Consider the following 25,544-nt stretch of genomic DNA (forward strand, 5'->3'; position numbering starts at 1 on the left):
GGGGTTGGGGAGGGGTAAGGTTACCGGTTGCGGCCGTACTGCTCGTGGCTGCTCACCCAGTCGGAGGAGGAAATGGCCGAGCCCAGGCTCAGCTCACCGGCCAGCACCACGCCGGCCACGATTTCGGCAAACTTATTCACCGTGCCCCGGCCCACGCAGCCCAGCATCCGCAGGCACTCGTTCTGGGTGGCCAGGCCGGTGCCCCCGCCGTGGGTAGCCACGATGAGCGACGGAATGGTGATGCTCAGATACAGGTCGCCGTCCTTGGTGACTTCCGAGTACAGGATGCCCGCCGACGACTCCGAGACGTTGGCCACGTCCTGGCCGGTGGCAATGAACATGGCCGTAATGCCGTTGGCCGAGTGGGCCCCGTTGTTATTGGCCCCTGATAGAAAGGCGCCCACGTTGCTCACCTGCCCGTGGTAGGCCAGCTGCTCGGGCGTCACGCGCATGCGCTGCTGCAGTACGTCGCGCTTCACCACGGCCTCGGCCACCACGCGCTTGCCCCGGGTGCGCATCACGTTGATCTGGCTGGCCTTTTTGTCGGTGGCGAAGTTCGATTCGAGGTAGAAGTGGCGGATGGGCGCGCCCTTGTAGTTTTCCAGAATCCAGGAGCAGGCGGCGAAGGTGGCCCGGCCCACCATGTTCTGCCCGGCCGCGTCGCCGGTGCTGTAGTTGAAGCGCAGGTAGGCGAACTTGTTGCTCAGGTAGGTGTCGATGTACTGGAGTTTGGCCACCCGGGAGGTGCTTTCGGCCTCGGGTCGGATCTTCTCGATTTCCTCCTCCACCCAGCGGCCAAAGTCGCGGGCCCCGCGGGCGTCGTCGAACACGAAGACCGGGGCCCGCTGCATGGCGTCGCCGATGACGGTGCACTTCACGCCCCCGCAGAGGTTGAGCACCTGAATGCCGCGGTTGTAGCTGGCTACCAGCGTGCCCTCGGTGGTGGCCATCGGGATGAGGAAGTCGCCCTGGGCGTGCTCGCCGTTCACGGTCAGGGGGCCGGCCAGGCCCACCGGAATCTGGGCCACGCCGGTGAAATGCTCGCAGTTGCCTTGCAGCAGGTGGGGGTCGAAGGAGTAGTGCTTCAGGTGCTTGAACTCCTGGCCCGAAAACTCCTCGGCGAAGCGCTGCCGGGCCTGGATGGCGGCCTCGGAGTAGTCGTCCTGCTCCTGGCGCGGAATGCGGGTGCGGGTATCGGGAATGTTGACGATGGCGTCTTCCACTTCCACGTTCAGCTCGCCGAAGGGGTCGGCCGAGAACTGCACGGCCACGGTGTGAATGCCTTCCTTGAGGTGCTCGGTGGCCAAATGGAACGTGGCGGCCTGCCCGACGGGCAGCTCGAAGCCCGCGCTGTCGGCGTTGAACACCGTGGCGGGCCGCACGTCGCCCTCGCCCAAATCCAGGGCAATCTGCTCCGTGCCCAGGCGCTGCCCGTCAATCAGCACCGCGTCGATGCGGGTGATGCGCACCGTGTCGAGGCGGTTCTTGATGCTGAAGGCCACGCCCTCGGGCGTGTTGTGCAGGCTGCCGCGGGTATAGAGCAGCTTCAGGAGCATGGGGCTGGGCGTAAAGATCATAAGGCGCGAGGGTAGGGGTTCAGGTGGAACTATAGCGGGAGTAAAGTGCGAATTTTTCGGGGATTCAGCCAGTTCACGCCGACAAATACCGGCTATCGGCCGCCCGCCCGGCGCCTGCCTTTCGCCTTCGGGGCTGCGGCCTCCGCCTCCCGGCTGAAGGTGATGGGCAGGGTGTATGCAACGTTACTGGGCTTGCCGTTGCTTTGGCCCGGCGTCCAGGCGGGCATCTGCCGCACCACGCGCAGCGCCTCCGCGTCGAGCACCGGGTCGATGCCGTGCATGACCTTGGCATTAGCAATGGCCCCGGTGCTGGTGACCAGAAAGGTAATGAACACTTTCCCCGCGGCCTCGACGCTGTCGGGGTAGTGCAGGTTGTGCTGCATATACGCGTGCAGGGCTTTGATGCCGCCGGGAAAGGTCGGCATGAGTTCTATAGCGCCCGTATACACCTTCGTGCATTCCCCCGTGACAGGAAGGGTATCCTTCCGCCGGGCCAGTGGGCTCAGCTCCTCGGGCGTCGTCAGCCGCAGCTCCGTCGTGGGCCGAAACCGGGTGTTCAGTTCCGCCTTGCGCACCTGGGCCACGGCCTCTCGGGCGCTCAGCCCCAGCCCGCACACCAGCGTCAGGGCTACCACGAACCGCCGTAGCCGGGGCCGCAACCGGGGCGAAGCTGCGGGCAGCCCGGCGGCCAGCTGCTCCCGCCGAAACTGCCCGCACACCCGCCCGTCGGGAGAAGCGGCGCGGGCGGCGGCCAGATCGGCCTGGGTGCCGGCGGTGAAGTCGTGCACGGGGCGCTGGCAGCTGGCGCAGTAGTGGCCCTGGGCGGTGGGCGTGAGCTGCTCGGGGGCTACCGGGCAGGCCGAGAGGCGGACGTTGAGCAGGGGCAGGTTGAGCATCGGCGTAGGGAATAGGTAGATAAGCAGCGGTTAGAGGTAACGAAAGAACGGTGTAGAGACGCAACCTTGCGTCTCGTCGTTGAACGGAGGCCGTGCCGTGGCAACGACTATCGTTCAACGCTGGTCGTTCAGCGACGAGACGCAAGTATGCGTCTCTACAATCGTTCTGGCTGACCCGCCAGCAGGAGCGCCGGCCGCTACGGCGCGGCGGGCGGGGTTTCGTTGCGCGCCACGGCCAGCAGCCAGTCTTCGCCGAAGCGGGTGAGGCGGTACTGCCGCCACCGGCCCTGTTGCTGGTAGTGCAGCAGCCCGGCCCGCACCAGGCCGCCGTGGGCCCAGCTGCCCGCCACCCGGCCCACGCCGCCCAGGGCGGCCAGCTGGGGCGCGGTACGGGCCTCGTGGGTCAGAAAGGCGTAGAGCATGCGGGCCTGGGTGTGCCGGCCCCGGCTGTTGCGCTCGGGCAGCAGGCGGGCCAGCTCGGCTTCGAGACGTTGCAGGGTGCGCTGGGGCGTGAAGGTGTGCTCGTCGGCGGGCGGGGGCTGGCCCCGGCGGGCAATGCGGGCTTCGAGCGGGCCGGTGAGGTCGGCGGGGGTGGGCACGGGGGCTGAACTGGGCATCGGGGCAGGGATTAGCTTGCGGAAGATACAGCCGAAGCGGCAACTTCCTGCCCCTGGTTCGCCCCGCCCGCCCCGGTACGGCTCCCGCCGCCTGCCCAGGTCGCTCCTTACGCCTTGGTGTATCATAACCTCGTAAGCGTGTCTATAAACAAGAGGATAATGTGCAGTAAGCTTTTGTGCGTGTGCATACTGTACGCCTTGGCGTAAAGTACTCAATACGGCGTGTCTATAAACAACAGCTTCGCGTATAGTATGCACGAAAGCGTGTGCATAAAACAGGGCTTCGTGTATAGTAAGTAGTACGCACAAGGGCCGGCCGGGGGCTCGGGCGGGCGGCCGGCAAGCGGCGCTTAGTCGAAAAACTCCCGGCCGCGCACGTCGATGTAGCCGGTGCGGCCGTCGGGGGTCGTTACGCGGGCCACGCTGGCCACGAAGGGCTCGGCGGCGCTGTATTTGATGGGCACCAGCAGGCGGCCATCCTCGGCCAGGTAACCGAAGCGGCCCTGCTGCTCCACGATGGCGTAGGCGAAGTTGTTGGCCTCCACGGCCCGGATGGCGTCGTACTCGAGGGGCAGCGTGAGCGTGCCCTTGCTATTGATGACGCCCCACTTGGTGCCCTGGCGCACGAAGAGCAGGCCGTTGTAGTTTTCCTGAATCTCGTCGTAGAGGGCCGGCACCACGGCCTGGCCCACCGTGAAGCGGAAGCCGACCTTGCCGTTTTGCCGCACCATGTCGCCCTGGGTGAGAAACTCGGTTTCGGGCGCGGGCTCGGGCTCCTGCGTGATGCGCTGCCCGCTGGTCGTAATCTGGAAGGTTTCGCCGCCCAGCTCCACCGTGGCCCGGCCCTGCACGAAGGAGCCGGCCCGGGTGAAGTGCACGGGCGTAACGGGGTTGCCGCCCCCGTCGATGTAGCCGTAGAGGCTGCCGATGCGCACCCAGGCCACTTCCTGCACGAAGGGGCCGGCCTCGTCGTAGAGCAGGGGCAGCACCACGCGCCGGCTCTGGTCGGCGTAGCCCCACTTGGTGCCCTTGCGGCACGGAATCAGGCGGGCCGGGGCCTGCTGGGCCCCCAGCGGGGCGGCCAGCAGCAGCCCGAGCAGCAGCACAGACGCCGGTTTGAGGACGGAAGCGGGGAAGAAGAAGCCAGGCATTGCCCCTAAGATACGGCCTTGGCCCGAAACCCGAAACCCGAGTCTTCACGCGGGGTTCACGGCCGCCGCCGACCTTGGGGCCGCCCGGCCAGCGGGCCAACCGGCCTATTTGCCGGCCCACGGTGGTGCGGAGCGGGTTCCGGCGTTGTATCTTTAGCCCGTTACTGCCCCCGATTATCTACGACCCCAGCGCTATGAACCCAACCACACCCTACCCGCGCTTCACGCTGGAAGCCCAGCTTACGCCCGAGCAGCGCAGCTTCTTTCAGCAGTACGGCTTCCTGCACTTTCGCGGCTTTGCCAGCCCCGGGCAGGTGCAGGACATCCTGCGGGCCACCGCCACCATTCAGCAGCAGTGGCTGGCCGAGGGCCGCGAAAAGGTCAACGGGGTGCCCATCAAATACGGTCACGACGTGGATGGCTCCCGCATCGTGCAGCGCTTCGCCTTTGCCTCGCAGTATAGCCCCGTGCTGCACGAGCTGCTCCAGGACCCGCGGTTCGCGGCCCTGTTCCCGCTGCTGGAAGTGCCCGGCGGCCGGGTGGGCGAAAACGAGAAGGACGGCCTGGTTATCAACCACTACGTGAACGTGCCCGGCTCGGAGTTCAGCCAGATGGGCTGGCACACCGACTCGCTGCGCGACGTGTTCTACGGCAAGCGCATCGGGCCCATGCTGAACGTGGGCCTGCACCTGGACGACACCCCGGCCACCAACGGCGGCCTGCGCATCTTGCCCGGCACCCACCACCAGTCGCTGCGCGAAATGATTTTCCGCAAGAAGTACTTCAAGGACAACACTCCCGACCCGCAGGAGCTGGCCGTGGAAACCGAAGCCGGCGACCTGACCGTGCACGACGGCCGCATGTGGCACCGCGTGGCCCGCTCCCCGCTGGTGGGCGAAGCCTCGCGCCGCCGCGTGATGTACGTGCCCGTCATTGCCGGCAAGTACGCCCCCAAGCAGCCCGACAGCCCCACGCCCTTCTACCTGCGCTTCCTGCATCTGGTGAAGTAGTGAATGAGTGAAGTAGTGAATGAGTGAATGAGTGAATGGGTAAGGTGTGTCATTGCGAGCTTGCGAAGCAATCCGTCCTCCGCGCGGGTAGTCCCGCCCTTTTCCCTCCAAGCCTTTTCCCGTTGCAGCACGTAAGGGGCCTACCGGGCCACTCGGCCCCGCCGCGCCCGAACAGCACAGCACATTCCCCCCATCAGCACATCAGCACATTCCCCACATTCCCCACATTCCACACATTAGCACCTTATCATGTCTTACGCTCTTATTACGGGGGCTTCCCGCGGAATAGGCCGGGCGCTGGCCACCGAGCTGGCGCGGCGCGGCTACAACCTGCTGCTCACGGCCCGCAGCGCCGATCAGCTGGCGCAGCTGGCCGCCGAGCTGGGTCCGCGCCACGGGGTGCAAATTCACTTCCTGCCCCTCGACCTGGCCGAAGTGGGAGCTGCCACCCGCCTCGCCGACTGGGCCCGGGCCCAAACCGCCGAGCTGGCCGTGCTGGTGAATAACGCGGGCTATGGCCTGTGGGGCCGGTTTGCGGATTTGCCCCTGGCCGCCCAGCAGAACATGCTCCAGCTGAACATGCTGCTGCCCGTAGAGCTGACCCACCAGCTGCTGCCCCTGCTCCGGCAGCAGCCCAAAGCCTACATTCTGAACGTGGCCAGCACCGCCGCCTACCAGGCCGTGCCCACGCTCACGCTCTACGCGGCCAGCAAGGCCTTCCTGCTCACCTTCTCGCGCGGCCTGCGCTACGAGCTGCGCGACTCGTCGGTGTCGGTCACCTGCCTGAGCCCCGGGGCCACCACCACCGACTTCGCCGACCGCGCCGGCATGAGTGCCGGCCTGCAGGAAGTAGCCGCCAAGCTCTCGATGACGCCCGAGCAGGTGGCCCACGCCGGCGTCGTGGCCCTGCTCAGCGGCCAGGCCGAGGTGATTCCCGGTGCCCTGAACAAGGTGTCGGCCACGCTCACGGGCTTCGTGCCCAAGTCGATAACCGAGAAAATAGCGGCCAACATCTACGAGAAGCACCTGAAGTAGCCCCAGGCCCTCAGCGGCGCACGATGCGCCCCGCCAGCCAGAAGCTCAGCCCGGCAAACAGGGGCGCGGCCGCCACGTCGTAGCTGTAGTGGGCGTGCTGCACCAGCACCAGCAGGCCAATGAGGGCCGCCGCTAGCAGCAGGCCCCGGCGCAGCAGGCGCGGGCCCACGGCCAGGGCCAGCAGCACCACCGTGGCCGTGTGCCCCGAGAAGAACAGGTCTTTGGTAATGGGCGTGGCCGAGGCGTAGAACAGCTGGTCGACTAGCGGGTCGTGGAGCAGCACCAGGCCGGTGGGCGGCTCCAGGGGCAAGAGCCAGAGCGTGAGCAGGCGCAGCAGGTGCAGCAGCCCGTAGGCCCACAGAGCTCGCAGCAGCCGCAGCGGCCGGGGCAGTAGATACACCACGGCCACGGCCACGCTCACGTAAATCACCCCGAACGTCAGCCACGACACATCGTGGGCGGGCAGCACGGCCAGCAGCGGGTCGGGGAGCCGCACGCCGGGCCGGGCCTGAATGAAGGCGAAAAAGCGCGGAATGCTGGCCCCCAACGCCAGCAGCGCCGCCAGAATGCCGAGCAGGCGCCACCGGAAGGCGGGCTGCCGCCACAGCTGGGGCCAGGAGGAGGGAGAAGCGGGCGAAGAAGGAACGGCGGAGGAAGTCATGGAGGAAAGCGGGCCTTGGTACCTATAAAAGTAGGGCCTGCCGGGCAGTTTATAGGTGGTGGCTCTGGCTCCGGCATTGTACCTTGCCCGCTTATCATCGGCCTGCTTTTTTTCGGATGAAACAATCTTACCTGTTTGTGGCCGCCCTCGGCGTGGTGGGCACGCTAGCCGCGGCTCCCGCCGCCACGGCCCAGAATGCCGCCCTCGACGCCCGTATTGCCCAGCTGGCCGCGGCCGAAGAAGCCAAAGTCATTGCCTGGCGGCGCGACTTGCACGCGCACCCCGAGCTGGGCAACGAGGAAACGCGCACAGCGGGCATCGTGGCGGCCCACCTCAAAAGCCTGGGTCTGGAAGTGCAGACCGGCGTGGCCCGCACCGGCGTAGTAGGCATTTTGCGCGGGGGCAAGCCTGGACCCGTGGTGGCCCTGCGCGCCGACATGGACGCGCTGCCCGTCACGGAAGCTTCCGGGGTGCCCTTCGCCTCGACGGTGAAAGCCACTTACCTGGGCCAGCCGGTGGGCGTGATGCACGCCTGCGGCCACGACGCGCACGTGGCCATGCTGATGGGCGCGGCCGAGGTGCTCAGCCAGGTGAAAAAGGACTTGCCCGGTACCATCAAGTTCATTTTCCAGCCCGCCGAGGAAGGCTCCCTGCCCGGCGTGGAAGGCGGGGCCAAGCTCATGGTGAAGGAAGGCGTGCTCGATAATCCCAAAGTTGACGCCATCTTCGGCCTGCACATCAACGCCCAGACCGAAGTGGGCAACCTCTCGTTTCGGCCCGGCGGGGAAATGGCTTCCTCCGACCGATTCACCATTAAAGTCATCGGCAAAGGCGCGCACGGGGCCCGGCCTTGGAGCAGCGTCGACCCGGTGGTGACGGCCGCCCAGATTATCGTGGGGCTGCAAACCATCGTCAGCCGGCAGGTGAACCTGACCGACGACGCGGCCGTCGTGACGGTGGGCACGCTCAAGGGCGGGGTGCGCTACAACGTTATTCCGGCCGACGTGGAGCTGAGCGGCACCATCCGGGCCTTCAACAAAAAGGCCCAGGAGCAAATCTGGGCCGCTATCCGGCGCACGGCCACCGGCATTGCCGAAAGCGCCGGGGCCACGGCCGAAGTCGACATCGTGCCCTACGTGCCCGTGACCTTTAACGACCTGCCCCTGACGGCCAAGATGCTGCCCACGCTGCAAGCCGTGGCGGGCGGGGCCGCCCACGTGCAGGAAGTGAAAGTGAATACCTGGGCCGAGGACTTTTCCCTCTACCAGGAAAAGGTGCCCGGCGTGTTCGTCTTCGTGGGCGGCATGCGCAAGGGCGGCGACGTGGCCACCACCGCCGACCACCACACGGCCGGCTTCACCCTCGACGAAAGCGGCTTCACGCTGGGCGTCAAAACCCTGGCGACCCTGGCCGCCGACTATCTGAGCCTGAAAAAGTAGCGGGTTGGCAACTTTCCGCGCCCTTTCGTTTCTATCCCCCGATTCTCCCTGACCTTTCCGCCGATGAAACTAACCCATTACGCCCTGCCCGCCCTGTTGCTCAGCGCCCTGCTGCCGCCTGCCGCCACGGCCCAGAACGCCGCCCTCGACGCCCGTATTGCCCAGCTGGCCGCGGCCGAAGAAGCCAAGGTCATAGCCTGGCGGCGCGACCTGCACGCGCACCCCGAGCTGGGCAACGAGGAAACGCGCACGGCCGGCATCGTGGCCGCCCACCTCAAAAGCCTGGGCCTGGAAGTGCAGACCGGCGTGGCCCGCACCGGCGTGGTGGGCATTCTGCGCGGGGGTAAGCCCGGCCCCGTGGTGGCCCTGCGCGCTGATATGGATGGCCTGCCCGTGACGGAAAAGAACGAGCTGCCTTTCGCCAGCAAGGCCCGCACCACCTACAACGGGCAGGAAGTAGGCGTGATGCACGCCTGCGGCCACGACACCCACGTGGCCATGCTGATGGGCGCGGCCGAGGTGCTGAGCCAGGTGAAGAAAGATTTGCCCGGCACCATCAAGTTTATTTTTCAGCCCGCCGAGGAAGGCTCGTTGCCCGGCGTGGAAGGCGGCGCCAAGCTGATGGTGAAGGAAGGCGTGATGGAAAACCCCAAGGTGGATGCTGTGTTTGGGGTGCACATCAACGCCCAGACCGAAGTGGGCACGCTCAAGTACCGGGCCGGGGGCGAAATGGCGGCCTCCGACGTATTTACCATCAAGGTGAAGGGCAAGTCGGCCCACGGAGCCTACCCCTGGCTGAGCGTGGACCCGGTGGTGGTGGCGTCCCAGATTGTGATGGGCCTGCAAACCATCATCAGCCGCCAGACCCTGCTCACCGAGGATGCCGCCGTCATTACCGTGGGCATGATTCACGGCGGGGTGCGCAACAACATCATTCCCGAGCAGGTCGAGCTGACCGGCACCATCCGGACGCTCAACAAGGACATGCAGCGCAAGATCTGGGAGGACATCCGGCGCACGGCCACCAACATTGCCGAAAGCGCCAGCGCCACGGCCGAAGTCGACATCACCAACTACACGCCCGTGACCTTCAACGACCTGAAGCTGACCGAGCGGATGCTGCCCTCGTTGCGCACGGCCACCGGCAGCGCCGATAAAGTGGTGCAGCAAAAGGCCGTGACCGGGGCCGAGGATTTTGCCTTCTACCAGGAAAAAGCGCCCGGCCTGTTCGTCTTCGTCGGCGGCATGACCAAGGGCACCAACCCCGCCACCACCGCCCCGCACCACACGGCCGGCTTCCGCATCGACGAAAGCGGCCTGAAGCTGGGCGTAACGACCCTGGCCACCCTGGCCGCCGACTATTTAACCCTGAAAAAGTAAGCTGTAGATGAACATTGCCCTGGTTACCTGCGAAAGCCTCGCCCAGTACGCCGCGCCCACCGTCGAAGATGAAGATACCCTGCTCACGCGCTACCTGCGCCAGCAGGGCCATCAGGTAGCGCCCCGCGTCTGGACCAACCCGGCCGTCGACTGGGCCGGCTACGATAAGGTGGTCGTGAAGTCGCCGTGGGACTACTTCGACCGGGTCGACGACTTCTACGCCTGGCTCGACCGGATGGACGCTACCGGCATCGAGTTGCTGAATCCCTCGGCCATTATCCGCTGGAATGCCGACAAGAAGTACCTGCGCGACCTGGAGCAGGTCGGCGTGAAGATCGTGCCCACGCACTGGCTGCCCAAGGGCAGCACCGTGGTTATCGACGAGCTGTTCGACATTTTGCACAGCGACCAGCTGGTGGTGAAGCCGGCCGTGAGCGGCGGGGCCAAAAACACCTTCACCCTGACCCGCCCCGAAACCGCCGAGCGTCTGCCCGAGCTTACTGAGCTGGTGCAGCACGAAGACTTTCTGGTGCAGCCCTTCCAGCCCGAAATCCAGACCGAGGGCGAATGGTCGCTCATCTACCTGGGCGGTAAGTACAGCCACTGCGTGCTGAAAACCCCCAAGTCGGGCGACTTCCGGGTGCAGCACTACCTGGGCGGCGGCATCGAGCCCCGCGAGGCCCCGGCCCACCTGCGCCAGGCGGCCGACCAGATCGTCGCGCAGTTTGCCCAGGGCTGCCTCTATGCCCGCGTCGATGGCGTAGATGCCGGCGGCGAGTTCCTGCTCATGGAGCTGGAGCTCATCGAGCCCTTCCTCTACCTGGATTCCAGCGAGGGTGCCTTTGCCCGCTACGAAGCCGCTTTGCACCAGTAGCGTAGCTCTTGAGTCTGGTGTAATTGCGAGGCCGAAGCAATCCGTCCTCTGCGCAGTACGAAGTGACCTTTTATCAGAAAGCCCTTTCCCGCATGCGCAGGAAAGGGCTTTGCACTTCAGGACACTCGGCACATTTTAGAGGAAGAATTGCTTCGGCCTTCGGCCTCGCAATGAACGGGGGAAAGAAAGCCGTCCTCAACATCTGTCTAAACTTCTTGGGTTAGAAGCCATTCACGCTGAAGCCGCCGTCCACGCTCAGGGTTTGGCCGGTGATGTAGCTGGCGGCGGGCAAGCACAGGAAAGCCACGGCGCTGCTCACTTCGTCCGGCTCGCCGACGCGTTGCAGGGGTGTGCGGTCCAGCACCTGCTGTAGGTACTGCTCGTTGCTGAGCACCCCGGCGGCCAGCGGCGTGCGAATGTACCAGGGCGCAATGCAGTTCACCCGAATGTGGTCGGGGGCCCATTCCACGGCCAGGTTGCGGGTCAGCTGGATGATGGCGGCCTTGGTCATGCCGTACACCGAGCCGGTGCGCAGGTGGGTAAGGCCCGCCACCGACGACACGTTGACGATGCAGCCCTGGGCCCGCTTCAGCAGCTCGTAGGCCCCCTGGCACATGCCAAACACCGATTCCAGGTTGGTTTCCATCACGTGGCGGTAGTCTTCGGCGCTGTACACGGCCGTCGATTTGCGGATGTTGGTGCCCACGTTGTTGACCAGAATATCGAGGTGGGGCCACTGCCGGCTGAAGGCGTGCAGCAGGTTTTGGCGGTCGTCGGCCCGGCTCACGTCGGCCGTCAGGGCGTGGGCGTCCAGGCCCTGGGCGCGCCACTCGGCTACTTTGGCTTCCAGGTCGGGGGCGTGGCGGGCTACGGCAACTACGGTAGCGCCCAGGCGCAGCAGCTCCTCGGCCACAGCCGCGCCAATGCCCTTGGAGGCGCCCGTTACCAGGGCCGTGCGGCCAGCCAGATTCCAGCGGTTCGTCATACGTCAGAAAAAGAAAATGAGGGTGAAAACAGGCGGGAGAGTATAAGATTTTGGCATTCGTAAGCCGGTTGCCTAATCAGATAGGCAGCAAGTAAAACGGTTAAGCAAATGAAAATCTATATGTTGATGCAATACTGTTGTTTTAGGATATTATTGAAGCAATTGTAAATTATTACAAATTATTTGATGATATTGGCAGTAGAATGCGCCCTGACTTAGTAAATCGTCATCCGCTTTGTTGCTGGTGCAATGATCTGAGTTCCGTCCTTTTTTCTACCACTTCCAAACCACACAGTACATGACAAAAACTTACTCGGCTGCAGCCTTGCTGCTGCTCGGCGGTCTGGCTACGTCCTCTGCCTACGCCCAGGATTACTCCCGCGTTCAAAACAAAGTCCTTTCCGAGAAAGGCACGCCCGAGCTGATTGCCTTCCGCGCCGACGCGCCGGCCTACACGCTCAACGAGGCCCGCAAGGCCCTGGCCGACCAGCTCCAGCTGAGCACCAACGACCAGATGCTGCGTACCAAAACGGAAACCGACCCGCTGGGTTATGCCCACGAGCGGTACGAGCAGTACTACAAAGGCGTTAAAGTAGAGCACGCCTCCTACACGCTGCACGCCAAGAACGGCGCCGTGCAAAGCATGTCGGGCAGCTTCGAGCGCATCAGTGACCTGAACGTGACGCCCGCCCTGAGCGCCCTGACGGCGCTGCGCGCGGCCCTGCAGTTTGTGGGCGCCACGAAATACATGTGGCAGGATGCCCGCGAGGAAGCCGGCCTGAAAGAGCAGGAAAACAACCCCGCCGCCACCTACAAGCCCCAGGGCGAGCTGGTCATCGTGAACAGCCAGGAGTCGGGCAAGCCCACGCTGGCTTGGAAGTTCAACGTCTACGCCCAGCAGCCCCTGAGCCGCGCCTTCATCTACGTCGATGCCGTGAGCGGGGCCGTGGTGCTGCAGGATGCCATTATCAAGCATGCGGCCGCTACCGCCACCTTCGCCACGGCCTACAGCGGCACCCGCTCGTTGGCCAACGAAACGGTGGTAGCCGGCCAGTACCGTCTGCGCGAATACACCCGCGGCCTGGGCATTGAAACCTACAACTGCCGCAAAGGCAACAGCTACACCTCCGCCGTCGACTTCACCGACGCCGACAACAGTTGGACCGAGTACAACAACGCCAACTTCGACAACGTAGCCGGCGACGCCCACTTTGGCGCCCAGGCCACCTTCGACTACTGGAAGCTGGTACACGGCCGCAGCTCCTACGACAACGCCAACGCCAAAATCAAGAGCTACGTGCACTTCGACGATACTCCCGGCGACGGGGTGGGCTACGAAAACGCGTACTGGAACGGCTCGGTGATGACCTACGGCGACGGGGCCTCGCGCTTCCGCCCCCTGACGGCCCTCGACGTGTGCGGCCACGAAATCGGCCACGCCGTGTGCGAAAAGACGGCTAACCTGACCTACCAGAACGAGTCGGGCGCCATGAACGAAGGCTTCTCCGACATCTGGGGTGCCGCCATCGAAGAGTACACCGCCGCCAAATACGGCCTGACCAAGTCGACCTGGCTCATTGGCGAAGACATCGACAAGCAGCGCCCCGGCCTGCGCTCGATGAGCAACCCCAACGCCGAAGGCCAGCCCGACACCTACAAGGGCACTTACTGGAGAGCTACGACCACCTCGCCTACCTCTTCCAACGACTACGGCGGAGTACACACCAACTCGGGCGTGCTAAACCACTGGTTTTACCGCGTAGTAGCTGGTGGCAGCGGCACCAACGACATCGGCAGCGCCTTCAGCGTAACCGGTATCGGCATGGACGCTGCCGCTAAAATTGCCTACCGCACCGAAAGCGTGTACCTGACGGCTTCGTCGAACTACGCCTCGGCCCGCACCTATTCCATCCAGGCCGCTACCGACCTGTATGGAGCCGGCTCGGCCCAGGTGCAGGCCGTGACCAACGCCTGGTACGCCGTGGGCGTCGGCGCGGCCTACGGCGGCGGCGGTGGCGGCACGCCCACCACGCCCACGTACTGCACCTCGAAGGGCAGCAGCGTCGCCTACGAGTACATCGACTACGTAGCCCTGGGTACCCTGACCCGCACTTCGGGCGCCGACGCCGGCTACTACAACGGCACGGCCCTGACCTCGCCCACCCTGACCGGTGGTACCTCGCAGACCGTCAGCGTTAGCGCTGGCTTCACCGGTACGGCTTACTCGGAGTACTTCAAAGTGTACATCGACTACAACCAGAACGGCTTGTTTACCGATGCCGGCGAGCTGGTGGTAAACGCGGCGGCCAGCACTTCGACGGCCACCCGCGCCTTTGCCTTCACCGTGCCGACTACGGCCAAGAATGGCAAGACCCGCATGCGCGTCGTGATGAGCGACGCCTCGGCTACCACGAGCTGCAACGCCTACAGCTACGGCGAAACCGAAGATTACAGCGTGACCATCTCGGGTGGCACCGCCTTTGCCGGCGTCAGCGGCATCTCGGCCGGCAGCGTGTCCAACCGGTTCGACGTGTACCCGAACCCCGCCACGGACCGCCTCAACATTGCCCTGCCCAATAATGCCGAAGTACTTTCGGTGCAGGTGATGGACGTACGCGGCGCCCTGAGCACCGCCGCCCGCTACGAGGGCAACGGCCAGCTCAACGTGTCGGGTCTGGCCAAGGGTATGTACACCCTGACCGTGAGCGACGGGCAGACCACCTACCGCCAGCGCTTCGTGAAGGAATAACCCACGCCAGGTTTCTGGTAACCAGAAAAGGCCCGTCATCCGACGGGCCTTTTTTTGTGGATATGTTGCGGTAGGCAGTGTGCTGAGCAGCCGAGTGCCCAAGCTTTGCTGTTGCCGCAAAGCCGGAGAAAAGGGCTGTGAAGAGTTAAAAAGAACCGCCGCCGAAGCAGCTCTAGGCGGCTCCGGCGGCGGTTTTGGGTAGTGGACTCTGGTACCGGGCTTACCGCCAGGGCGAGTACTCGAGCTTGAGCTCCAGCAGGCCGTAGCCGTCGTTGCGGGTGGCGTTGCCGCGCTGGCTGATGTCGTCGAGGTGGTCGGTGGTGGTGAAGTAGTAGCTACCTTCGGCCGTGGCGTTCAGGTTGGGCAGCAGGCGAAACACGAAGCCCAGGCCCACCGGCGCTACCAGGGCCGTGGCCGGGTAGTCGTTGCGCTCCGAGGTCAGGAACACGGTGGTGGGCACCGGGCGGCCGTCGCCCATGTAGGCTTCGGGGGTGTAGAGCAGGAAGCCGCCGCCCACTTTCACGTAGGGCTTGATGAGGGCCCCGCCGCCCCGGGAATCGGCAAACTCGGCTTCGTCCCGAATCAGCTCGTAGCGCATGAAGGCCACCAACGAGCCATTGCTGCCCCGAAAGGCGTAGCCGCGCTCCGGAATCTGGTCTTTGGCGCCCAGCTTAAACAGGGAAAGCTCGGTGCCCAGCACCACGCGGGGCCGCAGCATGTAGAGCACGCCCACGCTGCCGCTGGGGCCGGGCAGGTTGTCGCCCAGGCTTTCGGCCAGGTCGCCGTTGTAAAAGGCCGCCCCGCCGCCCAGCGTGAAATAGACCGGGCCCCGGTGGTAGGGACGGGCCGTATTGGTAAAATGCCGGCGCCGCCGCTCGGGGCCCTGGGCCTGCGCGGTTTCAGCCAGAAAAGAGAAAAGCAGCAGGCTGCCAAGGAAAATCAGTCGAAAATTCACGGCCGGGTACAGTTGGTGAGCAGCCGGAATACGAACACCGGCGCGGTACCGTTGCTAACGGCCCCGGCCCCGGCTTTATTTGAACATGCCCTGCGGGTCGGGCATTTTGGCCGTCAGGTCGCTGATCAGGTCCAGGTCGAGGCTGCCTACGTTCAGGCTCCGGCCTTTGTGCACGGCTTCCCAGGCTTTGAGGTAGTCTTCGCGGTAGTACTGGATGCGGGCCATCTGCTGCCAGGCAAAGGCGTTGGTGGTGTCGGCGGCCAAAGCCTGCTCCAGGTGTTTCTGGGCCTGCTCCAGGTCTTTCTTTTTCTTGGTTTGCTGGTAGCGAATCAGGTAGCTGGTGCCCAGGTCGCTGAGCAAAAGCGAGTTGGTGGGGGCCAGCACCAGGCCCTGGGTCAGCAGGCTGATGGACTCGTCGGGCGTTTCGTTGCGGCTGGCCACGATGCCCAGGCCCCGGTAGGCATCGGCGTTTTTCTGGTCGAGCAGCCAGGCCAGGTTGAAGCGGTACAGGGCCGTGTCGGGCTTGTTTTCGTTGATGTACTCGTAGCCCTTATTGGAAAAGAACTTGCTGGCCTCGGCCCGGGACGGAAAGCTCTTATCGATGCTGGCCAGGAAAGCCGGGCCCATGAGCTGCTGGGCCGCCTCCGCCGACAAGCCCCCGAACAGCGGCAGCAGGCGGTTGGCGGCCGTGCCGGCCATGTCCGACTTGACCTTCACCTTGGTTTTGCGCTGCGCCTGCGCCGGGGCCGCCGCGAGAAGAACGCCACAGGCCAGGAGCACCAGATACTTTTTCATAGGAAACGCGGAAATAAAAACGGGAGTACGACGGGCCGCGGCGGGTTGCGCGGCTCCGGACAAATATAGCGCGGCCCTCGGCAACCCGGGCCGCCGCCGCCCGTTCGGGAAAGCGCGGGCCCGCCCCTGGGCAATCCGGGGGCGGGCTTATAAAGTATATAAGCGGGCGCCGGGTTCCGGTGCCGGCCTATAGCTTCGCCTTATCCCCTTTGCATGACGTTTTTCCGCTTGCTGGCCTTGCCGGCCGTTTTAGTTTTTGTGCTGCTGGCCCTGGTGGCCAACGAGTACGCCCAGGCCCGCCCCAGCCGCCGCACTTCTGATATTGCCTACGTGCCCACTTCCGAAGCCGGCTTCGACGCCAAGCGCCACCGCCTCGACGTGTATGCCCCGCGCAAAAAAGCCGCCGCGCCTTACCCGGTCGTGGTCTTCATTCACGGCGGCAACTGGGACAGCGGCAACAAGAACATCTACTCCTTTATCGGGCGGCGCCTGGCTAAGCAGGGCGTGGTGGCCGTGGTTATCAACTACCGCCTGGCCCCGCAGGTGCAGGTGCCCGCCATGGCCGACGACTGCGCCCGCGCCGTGGTTTGGACCTACCAGCACATAGCTGAGTACGGCGGCGACCCGAAGCGCCTGTTCACAATGGGCCACTCGGCCGGGGGCGGCCTGGCCGCGCTATTGGCCGCCGACAACCAGCTGTTCGCGCGCCGGGGCCTGGCGGCTAACCCCGTGCGCGGCGCCATCCTCGACGACCCCGCCGGCCTGGACATGTACGACTATCTGCGCAAGATGCAGTACGGCGGCGACGAGCAGTACCTGGTGCCCTTCGGCAAAGAACCCGCTGGCTGGAAAGCCGTGTCGCCGATGTACTTCGTGACGGCCCAGACGCCGCCCTTTCTCATTTTCGTGGGCGGCGAAACCTACCCGTCCATCAGCAGCAGCAGCGCCAAGTTTCGGCAGAAGCTGCAGCAGTTGGGCCGGGAGCCACAGTTCGCGGTATTGCCGGGCAAAAAACACGTGCCGATGGTGCTGCAGCTCTACTGGAAAAATAACGTGATATACCGGGAGCTGCTGAAGTTCGTGGGAGTTCCGGCCGCCTAGCCAAACAGCTCGGTTTGGGCGGCGGGCTGCTCGTGGGCCAGCAGCCAGCGTTTGCGCGGCAGCCCACCGGCGTAGCCCGTGAGCTGCCCGCTGGCCCCAATGATGCGGTGGCAGGGCCAGACGATGGCCAGCGGATTTTGCCCGTTGGCCGCGCCCACGGCCCGCACCGCGCCGGGGTTGTCGAGCAGGCGGGCCAGGTCGAGGTAGGAAGCCGTGCGGCCGTAGCCTACCTGCTGCAATACCTGCCACACCCGCTGCTGAAACGCGGTGCCGCCGCACACGTCGTAGCGCAGGGAAAAGTCGCGCAGCTCGCGCCCGAAGTAGGCTTGCAGCTGCCGGTGCGCCTCGCGTAGGCAGGTGGGCACGTCGGAGAGGGCCGTTGCCGAACGGACTCCGGGCTCGTCCAGAAACGTCACGGCGGCCAGGCCCGCGTCGGAACCTTGCAGCTCGAGCAGGCCGATGGGGGTGGGCAGATACGAAAAGGCGAAGTCGGGCGGGCTGGTCATCGGGTCGGGGGCAGAGGCAGCCGCAAGATACCCCGCCGGCCGCTGACTTACACGCCCCGAAACACGGCCATGTCGGCCCAGAGCCGGTCGAACTCGGTGCGGTAGCGCTGCACGGCGGTGGCGTCGTCGGTGATGAGCAGGTTTTCCAGGTTGTACATGGCCGCCGAGCGGGTCCAGTTGTAGCTGCCCGTCAGCACCAGGCGGTTGTCGGCCAGAGCAAACTTGTGGTGCATGTGGTTGGTCGAGCAGTCGGTCCGGATGCTCAGGCCGCTGGCATGCAGCTGCACGATGTCGGAGCCCTTGTCGTGCAGCTTGTCGTCGTCGGTGAGCAGGCGGATGGCCACGCCGCGCCGGTGCGCGGCCAGCAGCGAATCGGTAATCCGGTCGTCGGAAATGGTGAACACGCACACGTCGAGCTGGTGCGCGGCTTGGCTAATAAAGGTGCGGATGGCTTCCACGCACTCGGTGCCGGGGCTGAAATGCACGGTGGTATGGGCGGGCTGGGGCGGGGCCAGGGGCAGCAGCAGGGCGCTGGCCGCCTCCAGCCACTCCACCACGGCCTTGTCTTCGAAGGAGTTGAACCGCTCCCGGGCCATGGCAAACAGCTGCTGGCGCAGCGTGGTCAGCTGGGCGCCCTGCTGGCCGTGGGCCGCCAGCTTGGCCCGCAGCTCCCGGGCCTCGGCGGCCGACAGGGTGGAATCGGCAAAAGCTTGTTCGAAATGGCGCAGCAGGCCGGTGGTGTCAGCGGAGTTGGGCACAGAAGAGCTCATGCGTCAGGTTAGGTCTAGATCAAAGACAGGGAAAGCGCCGCCTCCGGCTCGGTAACCACCGGGTGGGGCGTGGGAATGGCGGCCGCCACGGTTTCCTGGGCTGCCAGCAGGGCCTCGGCGTAGGCGCGGTCCAGCACGCGGGTCAGGCCGGGCTCGGGGGCCGTGGTGTCCGCGTCCCAGAGGCCGGCGCGGTGCCAGGGCGTGAGGTGGTCCCAGTCGGGCCGGTCGATGATGGGGTAGAGGCAGGCCCCGAACACCGGCACGCCGGCCCGCAAAGCCGCCGCGCACTCCCGGCCGATCATGTCAATCCAGACGGGCCGGTCGATGCCGGGGTGGCTGGTTTCGGTGAGCACCACGGGGCGGTGGTAGCGCTGCCAGGCCCGGGCCAGCAGGAAGCTCAGGGGCCGGAAGCGCGGGTCGTTGAAGTCGTTGGCCCAGGGCAAGGTTTGGCGCGGCTCGAGCTGCCACTGGTTGTCGTAGTAATAGTTGAAACCCAGCAGGTCGAGGTATTCTTCGCGCCCGCCCAGGTCGGGGCAAAGGCGGCCGGCCAGCATGTCGACGGCCTGAAACTGGTTTTCGTCGAACTCCCGAACCCGCTGCCGGTGGGCGCGCGGGGCATTGGGCGCCGCCACGATGTGAATCAGGGGCTCGGTGGTGAGGATGCGGATGCCGGGGTCGGCTTCGCGCAACGCCGCCACGCCTTCGATGTAGGCCCGCATCAGGCCGCGCTTCACTTCCCAGCCCTGGCCCACGCAGTAGGGCGAGGTGCCGCGCACGTCGCCGCCCAGCCAGCTCATAAAGCTCACCTCGTTGATGGGCGTCACGATGAGCACGTCGTCGGGGCGCTGACTGCGGTAAAACTCCACGAAGGCCCGGCACAGGTGGGCAAAGCGGCGGGCAAACATCGGGTGCAGGGGCGTCAGGTCGTCGGGGTAGCCGAAGTGGCACAAATCCCAGATCTGCTGAATGCCGTTGCGCTGCCCCGCAGCCAGCATCTCCCGCACCGTGCTCCAGTCGTACTGATAGGCCGTTTTTTCCACCTGGCTCCAGCGGATGCCTTCCCGGACGGTGCCGATGTTGAAGGGCTGCAAATCCTGGTAGTCGGCGTCGAGGCGGTGCAGGTGGCCGGTCACGTGCAGGAAATCGACCCGGTGGCCAAAGGCGTTCAGCTGGTCGGTGCATTCGTAACCGCCCATCCAGAAGGTGCGAAAGGGGTTGACGTGCGTAGCGGAAGAAGTCATGGGCGCGGTAGGTTAGCTGGCAAAAAAAAGCAGCCGCCACCCCCAGCCGGGCGCGGCTACCACCTACTGTACCTCAAAACGGCGGCATAGGTTGGGCCTGGCCTGGCCCGGTAGCCCGCCGGGTGGCCAGCTGCCAGCCTCATCTTGCCCGCTTGCCAGCTCCGGCGCGGAACCGAAAAGCTCACCAAGTATTCAGGTATACAGCAATAATATCTGTGTAAACTGTATACCTGTCCTGGTATACAGTATTCGTAATTATACAGAGTGTATACCAGATGGGTAGACAACTAAGCAAAAATCCGTGCCTTGTATACTTATTAGGTATGCAAGAGACGGATTTTACGATGGTTGTCTACCCGCCCGCCAGTTGGCGCGGCGCGTTACTGCGGCGCTTAAATCTGCGGGGTGACCTGGTTGGTGGGCTGTACCGTGTCGCGTGATTTCTCCGTCAGGCTCTTGGCTTCCACGAAAATGCGCTTGAACTCGGGATGCTTGGTGCGCAGCGTATCCTGCATGGCGGCCACGGCCTGCTCCACCTCCACGGCCGAGAGGTGGTCGTGGAAGTCCACGTCGAGGGCCAGCACCACGTCGGTGGGGCCCAGGTACATGGTCAGCGGGGGGCGCACCTGCTCTACGCCAGGCTGCTGGCCCACCAGGCGCATCACGCTGTCGATGGTGGCATCGTCGACGCCGGTGCCCACCAGCAGGCTGCGCGTGCGGCTTACCAGAAACACGGCCACCAGCATCAGCAGCAGCCCGATGGCCACCGAGGCGCCGCCGTCGAAATAGGGGTTGTTCAGGGCGTGGCCGAAGTACACGCCCAGCAACGCCAGCACTAGGCCGACCAGGGCCGCCAGGTTTTCGAGCACCGAGGCGAATACCGCCGGGTCTTTGCTGGTGCGCAGCTGGCCCCAGAAGCTTAGCCCGGTGCCGCTGCCGGCCTGGCGCAGGGCTTTGGCCGCCAGCCAGAAGGCCCAGCCCTCGAACAGGATGGCCACGCCCAGCACGATGTAGTTCCAGAGCGGATCGGTGAGGGGCTCGGGGTCCAGGATGTGCTTGATGCCCTCGTAGAATGACATGCCGCCGCCGATGGCGAAGATGAGCACGGCCACGATCAGGCCCCAGAAATACTGCTCCTTGCTGCGCCCGAAGGGGTGGCGCTTGTCGGCCGGCTTCTGGCTTTGCCTGATGCCGTAGAGCAGCAGCACGCCGTTGCCGCTATCCACCAACGAGTGAATGCCCTCGGACAGCATGGCCGACGAGCCGGTGAAGTAGGCGGCCACGAATTTGCTGACTGCAATGCCGACGTTGGCCGCTATGCCCCCAAACAGGGCGGTTTTGGACGAGTTAGGATCTGCCATGGAAGGTGATAGTAGCTGCGGGCCCGGCAAATGGGCCGGCGGTGAAAGTAGGGAGGGCCCGCCGAACTACGCCCGGTCGGGGGCGGTTGGCGCGGGGTGGGCGGCCAGGGTTTTGGCTTCGATGAAAATGCGCCGGAACTCGGGGTGGGCGGCCCGCACCGCGTTCTGCAGCCGCTCCACGGCCTGCTCGACCTGGGCCACGCTCAGCTCCCGCCGAAACTCCACGTCCAGGGCCAGGAAGGCGTCGGTGGGGCCCAGGTACATGGATAGCGGGTTGCGCACCTGGGCCACGGCCGGGTCGGCGGCGGCCAGGGCGCTGAGGCCGGCCAGCGTGGGCGCGTCCACGCCTTCGCCCACCAGCAGGCCCTTGGCTTCGCGCAGCATGAAGATGGCCATGAAAACCAGCAGCAGGCCAATGGCCATCGATGCCACCCCGTCGAGGTAGAGGTTGTGGAGCAGATGCCCGAAAAACACGCCGGCCAGGGCAATGACCAGGCCCACCAGGGCGGCCAGGTCTTCGAGCAGAATGGCGAATACCGCCGGGTCTTTGCTGGCCCGCAGCGCCTGCCAGAAGCCGACGTTGCCCCGGGTTTTCTGAAACTCGCGGAAGGCCAGAAAGCAGGCAGTGCCCTCAAACACCATTGCCAGGCCCAGCACCCAGTAGTTCCAGGTGGGGTCGGTGAGGGGAGCGGGCTCCTTGATATGCTCCCAACCTTTGTAGAGCGACAGGCCGCCGCCCACCGAAAACACCAGCACGGCCACGATAACCGTCCAGAAATACAGCTCCTTGCTGTGGCCGAAGGGATGCTGGGCGTCGGCGGGCCGCTCGCTACGGTGCAGGCCCCACAAAATCAGCAGGCCGTTGCCGCTGTCGACCAACGAGTGGATGCCCTCGGAGAGCATGGCCGATGAGCCGGTGAAGAAGGCCGCCACGAATTTGGAAATAGCAATGGCTACATTGGCGCCAATGGCCCCGTACACTACCAGCTTAGACGAGCTACCTGCCATTATCAGGAATGAGGAAAAAAGGAAGTACCGGTGGTACGCGCCCCGCCGAGCCGGGGTTGGTGCCGCCGGCTGAACATTCTGCTTTTATCCGACTTTTACGCCCCTATGACCTCTACTTCTACCGACTCCACCACCACCGCGCCCCCGCTGCGCCGCCGCCTGGGCCTGGTGCAGGCCACCGCCCTGAACATGATTGACATGGTCGGCATCGGGCCCTTCGTGACGCTGCCGCTGGTCATGGGCTTTATGGGGCCCTACTTCCTGCTGGCCTGGCTGGTGGGCGCGGGCCTGGCCGCCGTCGACGGGCTGATCTGGAGTGAGCTGGGGGCGGCCTACCCCGAGGCGGGCGGCAGCTACAAGTTTCTGAAGCTGGCCTACGGCGAGAAGAAGTGGGGCCGGCTCATGTCGTTTCTCTACGTGTGGCAAACCCTGATTCAGTCGCCGCTGGTGCTGGCCTCGGGGGCCATTGGCTTTGCCCAGTACTTCAGCTACCTGGTGCCCCTGCCCCAGTGGTGGCAGCCCAAGCTGGTGGCCGGCAGCGTGGTGCTGCTGCTCATCGTGCTGCTCTACCGCCGCATCGAAGACATTGGCCGGCTGGGCGTGGCCCTGTGGGTGGGCGTGCTGGGCTTGATGGCCTGGCTGATTTTCGGGGGCGTCACGCACCCCAACCACGAGGTGGCCATTCTGCCCGCGGACGGCTTAAGCAGCCTGCTTTCGTGGCAAGACGGGCACCTGACGGGCCTGCTGGTGTCGGCGGCCATGGGGCAGGCGGCCGTCAAAACCATCTATTCCTACCTCGGCTACTACAACGTGTGCCACCTGGGCGGCGAAATCGTGAATCCCCAGCGGGTGATTCCCCGCAGCATCTTTCTGAGCATTCTGGGCATTGCCGCTCTGTACCTGCTGCTAAACTGGAGCGTGGGCACCGTTATTCCGTGGCAGGAGGTGCAAGCCTGGCAAACCGGGGCCGGCGACAAGTCGCAGTTTATCATCAGCGTGTTCATGGAGCGCCTCTACGGGCCGGTGGCCGCCAATGCCGCCACCGGCCTGGTGCTGCTGGTGGCCTTTGCGTCGCTGTTTGCGGTGCTGCTGGGCTACTCGCGCATTCCCTACGCCGCCGCCGCCGACGGCGAGTTTCTGCCCGTCTTCGCCAAAACCCACCCCACCAAGCACTTTCCGCACGTGTCGTTGCTGCTGCTGGGCGGCGTGGGCTTCGTGTTCAGTCTGCTCTTCAAGCTGGGCGAGGTTATTTCCGCCATCCTGGCCATGCGCATTCTGGTGCAGTTCGTGGGCCAGGCCGTGGGGCTGATGCTGCTGCGCCGCCGGCGCGGCACGGCCTCCCTGCCGTTCAAAATGCCGCTGTACCCGCTGCCGGTGGTCGTGGCTATTGTGGTGTGGCTGGCCGTTTTCGGGGGCATCGCGCCCGCCGAGGTGGCCTGGGGCGGGCTGCACTTCAAGCTCTACTTTCAGCTGGCCGCCCTGGGCATGATGACGCTGGGCGCCGGCGTGTTTCTGCTCTGGAGCCGGCGGCTGAAGCGCTGGCCGTTCGAGCGGGTGTAGAAGCACGACTAGAGGCCAGAAGCCCTTAATCCAGCCGCTTCTCGTAGCAGAAAAACCGCAGCCCCGGCCGAAACGCCAGCGTAATTTTCCCCGCAAACCGGTAGCCCAGCTTCGGGAACAGCCGCTGGGTGGCCGCGTTTTCCGAGTTGGTATCTACCCGCAGCGACGCCAAGCCCCGCGCCCGGGCCAGCGCTTCGGCCTGCCCCAGCAGAGCTGCCGCCACGCCCTGGCCCTGGGCGGCCGGGTCCACGGCCAGCCGGTGCGTCACGATGGCCGTTTCGGTGGGGTCCCAGTCGGCCTGGGCGTACTCCGCGTCCTGGTCCTGGGTGAGGGCCGCCACGCCCACCACCTGCCCCGCCAGCTCGGCCACCCAAAGCTGGTCGTGGGCAATGTCCTGGCGGAAAACCTCCGCGTTGGGGTAGTCGGCCGACCATTGCTGGTTGCCGCTGGCCTGCATCAGCGGCACCACCCGGCGCACCAGGTCGAGGATAGCGGGTAAGTCGAGGACAGAAGCGGGGCGGATATGCAGCATGGTAAAGAGCAGTAAGCAAAATAGGAGGCCAAAAAAAGAACGCGCCCCGGCGCGTTCCTAATTTTTCGGATGAAAACCCGGCCCAGCCCGGAGCGGCTTCTTTTAGCGCATCATTTCGTGCTGTCCGTTCAGCGTGCTGATGTTCATGAACAGGGTAGGCCGCAACAGTTTGCCGGTGCGCAGGTATCGGGCCATAAACTCCTGGCTGTTCTGCAGCTTGCCTTCGGCTTCCCGCAGCAGCTGCTCCAGTTGCCTGGCCGAGGTTTTATACGTCGCGTCGTGGAAGTGGACGGCGCTCAGCCGCGTCCGGGCCTGGGCGAAATTATCGGCAATGGGCGGCAAAATCTGTTGCAACTCGGCATCCGTTTTCTTGGGCTGAAACTGCCGATTAAAGTAATCATAGAAGCCGGAGAGCGTATTAACCCCGTCGTTGTAGAAGTTTTGCGCCTGGTTCAGCAGCCCGATGTTGTAGTTTTCTTCCAGTATGATATTAGCAGCCAGGTAGCTGTAAATATGGTCGTTCCGCACCCCGTTGTGCTCGATGCGGCGGTTGCTGGCGTGCAGGCGCTCAACAAAGCCTTGCTTCTCGTACACCGCTATGGAATCGGCTACTGCGAACGGCCGGGCTGCCGGCGCCGGGGCCAGACCCTGGTAAAAATGCTGCGCCGTGCGGGGCGTGGGCAGCAGCTGCCACAGCGGATCGAACGGCATGTGGGTCCGAATAAAGGCCGTGGGCTTGGCGCGGTAAAAATCGTTGCTGAAATAGGCCACGAATCGGTTATTGTCGACGTAGCCCGAGCTCCAGGTTGGGTCCATCAGCGTCCATTGCCCGTCGATGCGGGTGGCGCACCAGGCGTGCTGAAGCGGGGAGGCCACCCCAACCGTGTGGCGCACAAAGCCCGTCACGACGTAGGTTTTTACGCCTACCGCGTTGGCCAGAGCGCTGTAGAGCTCCGCGTAGTGCCGACAGACGCCCACGCGCTTGGTCAGGGTTTCCTGCACCACTGCGTCCGATTCGCGGGTGAAGTCCAGCGAATACATATTGGCCACGTCGTAGCGAATGTTGCGGGCCACCCACCCGAAAGCAGCGCGGGCTTTATCGGCTTCCGTGGTAAAAGCGGCATTGATGTAGCGTACCAGGCCCCCTACCGTGCGCGCCGATGAGTCGGGTACCTGCTTCATTTTGGCATCCACGGCCTGGTAGATGTCGACGGCGGCGGGCCTGGGCTTGGCCTTCTGGGCCCGGGCAGCGGCGGTGCTCAAGCCCAACAGCAACGCAACCAGCAGATAGCGGTAGAGAGTCATAGAATAGGCGGCCAATTCATTAAGTATCAATTGGCC

The 25,544-nt window shown here is 64.9% G+C and carries 23 protein-coding genes; 8 read left to right on the forward strand and 15 right to left on the reverse strand.

All coding sequences use genetic code 11. From position 1 onward, the window contains the following. Window positions 1-20: 20 nt before the first annotated feature. The 4 genes from E5K00_RS14055 to E5K00_RS14070 all read right to left on the reverse strand — a co-directional run bounded on the left by E5K00_RS14055 (window position 21) and on the right by E5K00_RS14070 (window position 4,241). The gene (locus E5K00_RS14055) at window positions 21-1,577 is read right to left on the reverse strand and encodes a hydroxymethylglutaryl-CoA reductase (protein WP_210114321.1); all 1,557 of its coding nucleotides are present in this window, start codon (window positions 1,575-1,577) and stop codon (window positions 21-23) included. 92 nt (window positions 1,578-1,669) lie between these two features. Beyond that, window positions 1,670-2,473 (reverse strand): energy transducer TonB, encoded by an 804-nt coding sequence (locus tag E5K00_RS14060; protein WP_135463960.1) that lies wholly within the window; start codon window positions 2,471-2,473, stop codon window positions 1,670-1,672. A 197-nt stretch (window positions 2,474-2,670) separates the two neighbouring features. Beyond that, window positions 2,671-3,090 (reverse strand): hypothetical protein, encoded by a 420-nt coding sequence (locus E5K00_RS14065; RefSeq protein ID WP_135463961.1) that lies wholly within the window; start codon window positions 3,088-3,090, stop codon window positions 2,671-2,673. Window positions 3,091-3,440: 350 nt separating this feature from the next. Continuing rightward, on the reverse strand, window positions 3,441-4,241 hold the full coding sequence (locus E5K00_RS14070; RefSeq protein ID WP_135463962.1) for a WG repeat-containing protein: 801 nt from the start codon (window positions 4,239-4,241) through the stop codon (window positions 3,441-3,443). A 194-nt stretch (window positions 4,242-4,435) separates the two neighbouring features. On the opposite strand from E5K00_RS14070, the gene E5K00_RS14075 reads away from it, so the two are divergent. Next, window positions 4,436-5,251: a phytanoyl-CoA dioxygenase family protein gene (locus E5K00_RS14075; protein ID WP_135463963.1), complete on the forward strand. Its 816-nt coding sequence runs from the start codon at window positions 4,436-4,438 to the stop codon at window positions 5,249-5,251. A gap of 249 nt (window positions 5,252-5,500) precedes the next feature. Continuing rightward, complete coding sequence (locus E5K00_RS14080) at window positions 5,501-6,286, forward strand: SDR family NAD(P)-dependent oxidoreductase (RefSeq protein ID WP_135463964.1); 786 nt, start codon at window positions 5,501-5,503, stop codon at window positions 6,284-6,286. A gap of 10 nt (window positions 6,287-6,296) precedes the next feature. Here E5K00_RS14080 and E5K00_RS14085 read toward each other — a convergent pair whose 3' ends face one another. Continuing rightward, complete coding sequence (locus E5K00_RS14085) at window positions 6,297-6,947, reverse strand: phosphatase PAP2-related protein (protein ID WP_135463965.1); 651 nt, start codon at window positions 6,945-6,947, stop codon at window positions 6,297-6,299. A gap of 116 nt (window positions 6,948-7,063) precedes the next feature. Here E5K00_RS14085 and E5K00_RS14090 point away from each other — a divergent pair, with 116 nt between their 5' ends. The 3 genes from E5K00_RS14090 (at window position 7,064) to E5K00_RS14100 (ending at window position 10,640) form a co-directional block, all read left to right on the forward strand. Continuing rightward, window positions 7,064-8,386 carry an amidohydrolase gene (locus E5K00_RS14090; RefSeq protein WP_135463966.1) on the forward strand — a complete coding sequence of 441 codons (1,323 nt, stop codon included), beginning with the start codon at window positions 7,064-7,066 and terminating at the stop codon, window positions 8,384-8,386. A 63-nt stretch (window positions 8,387-8,449) separates the two neighbouring features. After that, entirely contained in the window at window positions 8,450-9,766 is a 1,317-nt protein-coding gene (locus E5K00_RS14095; protein ID WP_135463967.1) for an amidohydrolase, read from the forward strand. 7 nt (window positions 9,767-9,773) lie between these two features. Further along, window positions 9,774-10,640 (forward strand): ATP-grasp domain-containing protein, encoded by an 867-nt coding sequence (locus E5K00_RS14100; RefSeq protein ID WP_135463968.1) that lies wholly within the window; start codon window positions 9,774-9,776, stop codon window positions 10,638-10,640. Between the two features lie 220 nt (window positions 10,641-10,860). Here the strand turns inward: E5K00_RS14100 and E5K00_RS14105 are convergent, their stop codons facing one another. Continuing rightward, window positions 10,861-11,625: an SDR family oxidoreductase gene (locus E5K00_RS14105; protein WP_135463969.1), complete on the reverse strand. Its 765-nt coding sequence runs from the start codon at window positions 11,623-11,625 to the stop codon at window positions 10,861-10,863. Window positions 11,626-11,923: 298 nt separating this feature from the next. Here E5K00_RS14105 and E5K00_RS14110 point away from each other — a divergent pair, with 298 nt between their 5' ends. Next, on the forward strand, window positions 11,924-14,374 hold the full coding sequence (locus tag E5K00_RS14110; protein WP_135463970.1) for a M4 family metallopeptidase: 2,451 nt from the start codon (window positions 11,924-11,926) through the stop codon (window positions 14,372-14,374). A gap of 220 nt (window positions 14,375-14,594) precedes the next feature. Here the strand turns inward: E5K00_RS14110 and E5K00_RS14115 are convergent, their stop codons facing one another. Then, window positions 14,595-15,329, reverse strand: a complete 735-nt coding sequence (locus E5K00_RS14115) for a hypothetical protein (protein WP_135463971.1) — start codon at window positions 15,327-15,329, stop codon at window positions 14,595-14,597. 75 nt (window positions 15,330-15,404) lie between these two features. Next, window positions 15,405-16,124, reverse strand: a complete 720-nt coding sequence (locus E5K00_RS14120) for a tetratricopeptide repeat protein (protein ID WP_135463972.1) — start codon at window positions 16,122-16,124, stop codon at window positions 15,405-15,407. A 213-nt stretch (window positions 16,125-16,337) separates the two neighbouring features. Here E5K00_RS14120 and E5K00_RS14125 point away from each other — a divergent pair, with 213 nt between their 5' ends. Then, complete coding sequence (locus E5K00_RS14125; RefSeq protein WP_135463973.1) at window positions 16,338-17,225, forward strand: alpha/beta hydrolase; 888 nt, start codon at window positions 16,338-16,340, stop codon at window positions 17,223-17,225. Here the strand turns inward: E5K00_RS14125 and E5K00_RS14130 are convergent. The 5 genes from E5K00_RS14130 to E5K00_RS14150 form a co-directional block, all read right to left on the reverse strand. Beyond that, complete coding sequence (locus E5K00_RS14130; RefSeq protein WP_135463974.1) at window positions 17,222-17,731, reverse strand: methylated-DNA--[protein]-cysteine S-methyltransferase; 510 nt, start codon at window positions 17,729-17,731, stop codon at window positions 17,222-17,224. The genes E5K00_RS14125 and E5K00_RS14130 overlap by 4 nt on opposite strands. 47 nt (window positions 17,732-17,778) lie before the next feature. After that, a complete protein-coding gene (locus E5K00_RS14135; protein ID WP_135463975.1) occupies window positions 17,779-18,501 on the reverse strand; it encodes a phospholipase D-like domain-containing protein in 723 nt (240 codons plus the stop codon). A gap of 14 nt (window positions 18,502-18,515) precedes the next feature. Beyond that, window positions 18,516-19,742 (reverse strand): glycoside hydrolase family 1 protein, encoded by a 1,227-nt coding sequence (locus E5K00_RS14140; RefSeq protein ID WP_135463976.1) that lies wholly within the window; start codon window positions 19,740-19,742, stop codon window positions 18,516-18,518. A 392-nt stretch (window positions 19,743-20,134) separates the two neighbouring features. Beyond that, window positions 20,135-21,103, reverse strand: a complete 969-nt coding sequence (locus tag E5K00_RS14145) for a cation diffusion facilitator family transporter (protein WP_167856896.1) — start codon at window positions 21,101-21,103, stop codon at window positions 20,135-20,137. 66 nt (window positions 21,104-21,169) lie between these two features. Beyond that, window positions 21,170-22,111 carry a cation diffusion facilitator family transporter gene (locus E5K00_RS14150; protein WP_135463977.1) on the reverse strand — a complete coding sequence of 314 codons (942 nt, stop codon included), beginning with the start codon at window positions 22,109-22,111 and terminating at the stop codon, window positions 21,170-21,172. 105 nt (window positions 22,112-22,216) lie between these two features. On the opposite strand from E5K00_RS14150, the gene E5K00_RS14155 reads away from it, so the two are divergent. Further along, entirely contained in the window at window positions 22,217-23,671 is a 1,455-nt protein-coding gene (locus E5K00_RS14155) for an APC family permease (protein WP_135463978.1), read from the forward strand. A 25-nt stretch (window positions 23,672-23,696) separates the two neighbouring features. On the opposite strand, the gene E5K00_RS14160 is transcribed toward E5K00_RS14155, so the two are convergent. Continuing rightward, a complete protein-coding gene (locus E5K00_RS14160) occupies window positions 23,697-24,203 on the reverse strand; it encodes a GNAT family N-acetyltransferase (RefSeq protein WP_245328300.1) in 507 nt (168 codons plus the stop codon). Window positions 24,204-24,305: 102 nt separating this feature from the next. Next, window positions 24,306-25,508 (reverse strand): transglutaminase domain-containing protein, encoded by a 1,203-nt coding sequence (locus tag E5K00_RS14165; protein WP_135463979.1) that lies wholly within the window; start codon window positions 25,506-25,508, stop codon window positions 24,306-24,308. Between the last annotated feature and the right edge of the window lie 36 nt (window positions 25,509-25,544).

The sequence above is a fragment of the Hymenobacter aquaticus genome, assembly GCF_004765605.1.
Taxonomy (GTDB): Bacteria; Bacteroidota; Bacteroidia; order Cytophagales; family Hymenobacteraceae; genus Hymenobacter; species Hymenobacter aquaticus.

Excerpts from the sequence above, each read along its gene's own strand:
- E5K00_RS14055 (WP_210114321.1), bottom strand. The coding sequence starts at position 1,577 with ATGATCTTTACGCCCAGCCCCATGCTCCTGAAGCTGCTCTATACCCGC.
- E5K00_RS14060 (WP_135463960.1), bottom strand. The coding sequence starts at position 2,473 with ATGCTCAACCTGCCCCTGCTCAACGTCCGCCTCTCGGCCTGCCCGGTA.
- E5K00_RS14065 (WP_135463961.1), bottom strand. The coding sequence starts at position 3,090 with ATGCCCAGTTCAGCCCCCGTGCCCACCCCCGCCGACCTCACCGGCCCG.
- E5K00_RS14070 (WP_135463962.1), bottom strand. The coding sequence starts at position 4,241 with ATGCCTGGCTTCTTCTTCCCCGCTTCCGTCCTCAAACCGGCGTCTGTG.
- E5K00_RS14075 (WP_135463963.1), top strand. The coding sequence starts at position 4,436 with ATGAACCCAACCACACCCTACCCGCGCTTCACGCTGGAAGCCCAGCTT.
- E5K00_RS14080 (WP_135463964.1), top strand. The coding sequence starts at position 5,501 with ATGTCTTACGCTCTTATTACGGGGGCTTCCCGCGGAATAGGCCGGGCG.
- E5K00_RS14085 (WP_135463965.1), bottom strand. The coding sequence starts at position 6,947 with ATGACTTCCTCCGCCGTTCCTTCTTCGCCCGCTTCTCCCTCCTCCTGG.
- E5K00_RS14090 (WP_135463966.1), top strand. The coding sequence starts at position 7,064 with ATGAAACAATCTTACCTGTTTGTGGCCGCCCTCGGCGTGGTGGGCACG.
- E5K00_RS14095 (WP_135463967.1), top strand. The coding sequence starts at position 8,450 with ATGAAACTAACCCATTACGCCCTGCCCGCCCTGTTGCTCAGCGCCCTG.
- E5K00_RS14100 (WP_135463968.1), top strand. The coding sequence starts at position 9,774 with ATGAACATTGCCCTGGTTACCTGCGAAAGCCTCGCCCAGTACGCCGCG.
- E5K00_RS14105 (WP_135463969.1), bottom strand. The coding sequence starts at position 11,625 with ATGACGAACCGCTGGAATCTGGCTGGCCGCACGGCCCTGGTAACGGGC.
- E5K00_RS14110 (WP_135463970.1), top strand. The coding sequence starts at position 11,924 with ATGACAAAAACTTACTCGGCTGCAGCCTTGCTGCTGCTCGGCGGTCTG.
- E5K00_RS14120 (WP_135463972.1), bottom strand. The coding sequence starts at position 16,124 with ATGAAAAAGTATCTGGTGCTCCTGGCCTGTGGCGTTCTTCTCGCGGCG.
- E5K00_RS14125 (WP_135463973.1), top strand. The coding sequence starts at position 16,338 with ATGACGTTTTTCCGCTTGCTGGCCTTGCCGGCCGTTTTAGTTTTTGTG.
- E5K00_RS14130 (WP_135463974.1), bottom strand. The coding sequence starts at position 17,731 with ATGACCAGCCCGCCCGACTTCGCCTTTTCGTATCTGCCCACCCCCATC.
- E5K00_RS14135 (WP_135463975.1), bottom strand. The coding sequence starts at position 18,501 with ATGAGCTCTTCTGTGCCCAACTCCGCTGACACCACCGGCCTGCTGCGC.
- E5K00_RS14140 (WP_135463976.1), bottom strand. The coding sequence starts at position 19,742 with ATGACTTCTTCCGCTACGCACGTCAACCCCTTTCGCACCTTCTGGATG.
- E5K00_RS14145 (WP_167856896.1), bottom strand. The coding sequence starts at position 21,103 with ATGGCAGATCCTAACTCGTCCAAAACCGCCCTGTTTGGGGGCATAGCG.
- E5K00_RS14150 (WP_135463977.1), bottom strand. The coding sequence starts at position 22,111 with ATGGCAGGTAGCTCGTCTAAGCTGGTAGTGTACGGGGCCATTGGCGCC.
- E5K00_RS14155 (WP_135463978.1), top strand. The coding sequence starts at position 22,217 with ATGACCTCTACTTCTACCGACTCCACCACCACCGCGCCCCCGCTGCGC.
- E5K00_RS14160 (WP_245328300.1), bottom strand. The coding sequence starts at position 24,203 with ATGCTGCATATCCGCCCCGCTTCTGTCCTCGACTTACCCGCTATCCTC.
- E5K00_RS14165 (WP_135463979.1), bottom strand. The coding sequence starts at position 25,508 with ATGACTCTCTACCGCTATCTGCTGGTTGCGTTGCTGTTGGGCTTGAGC.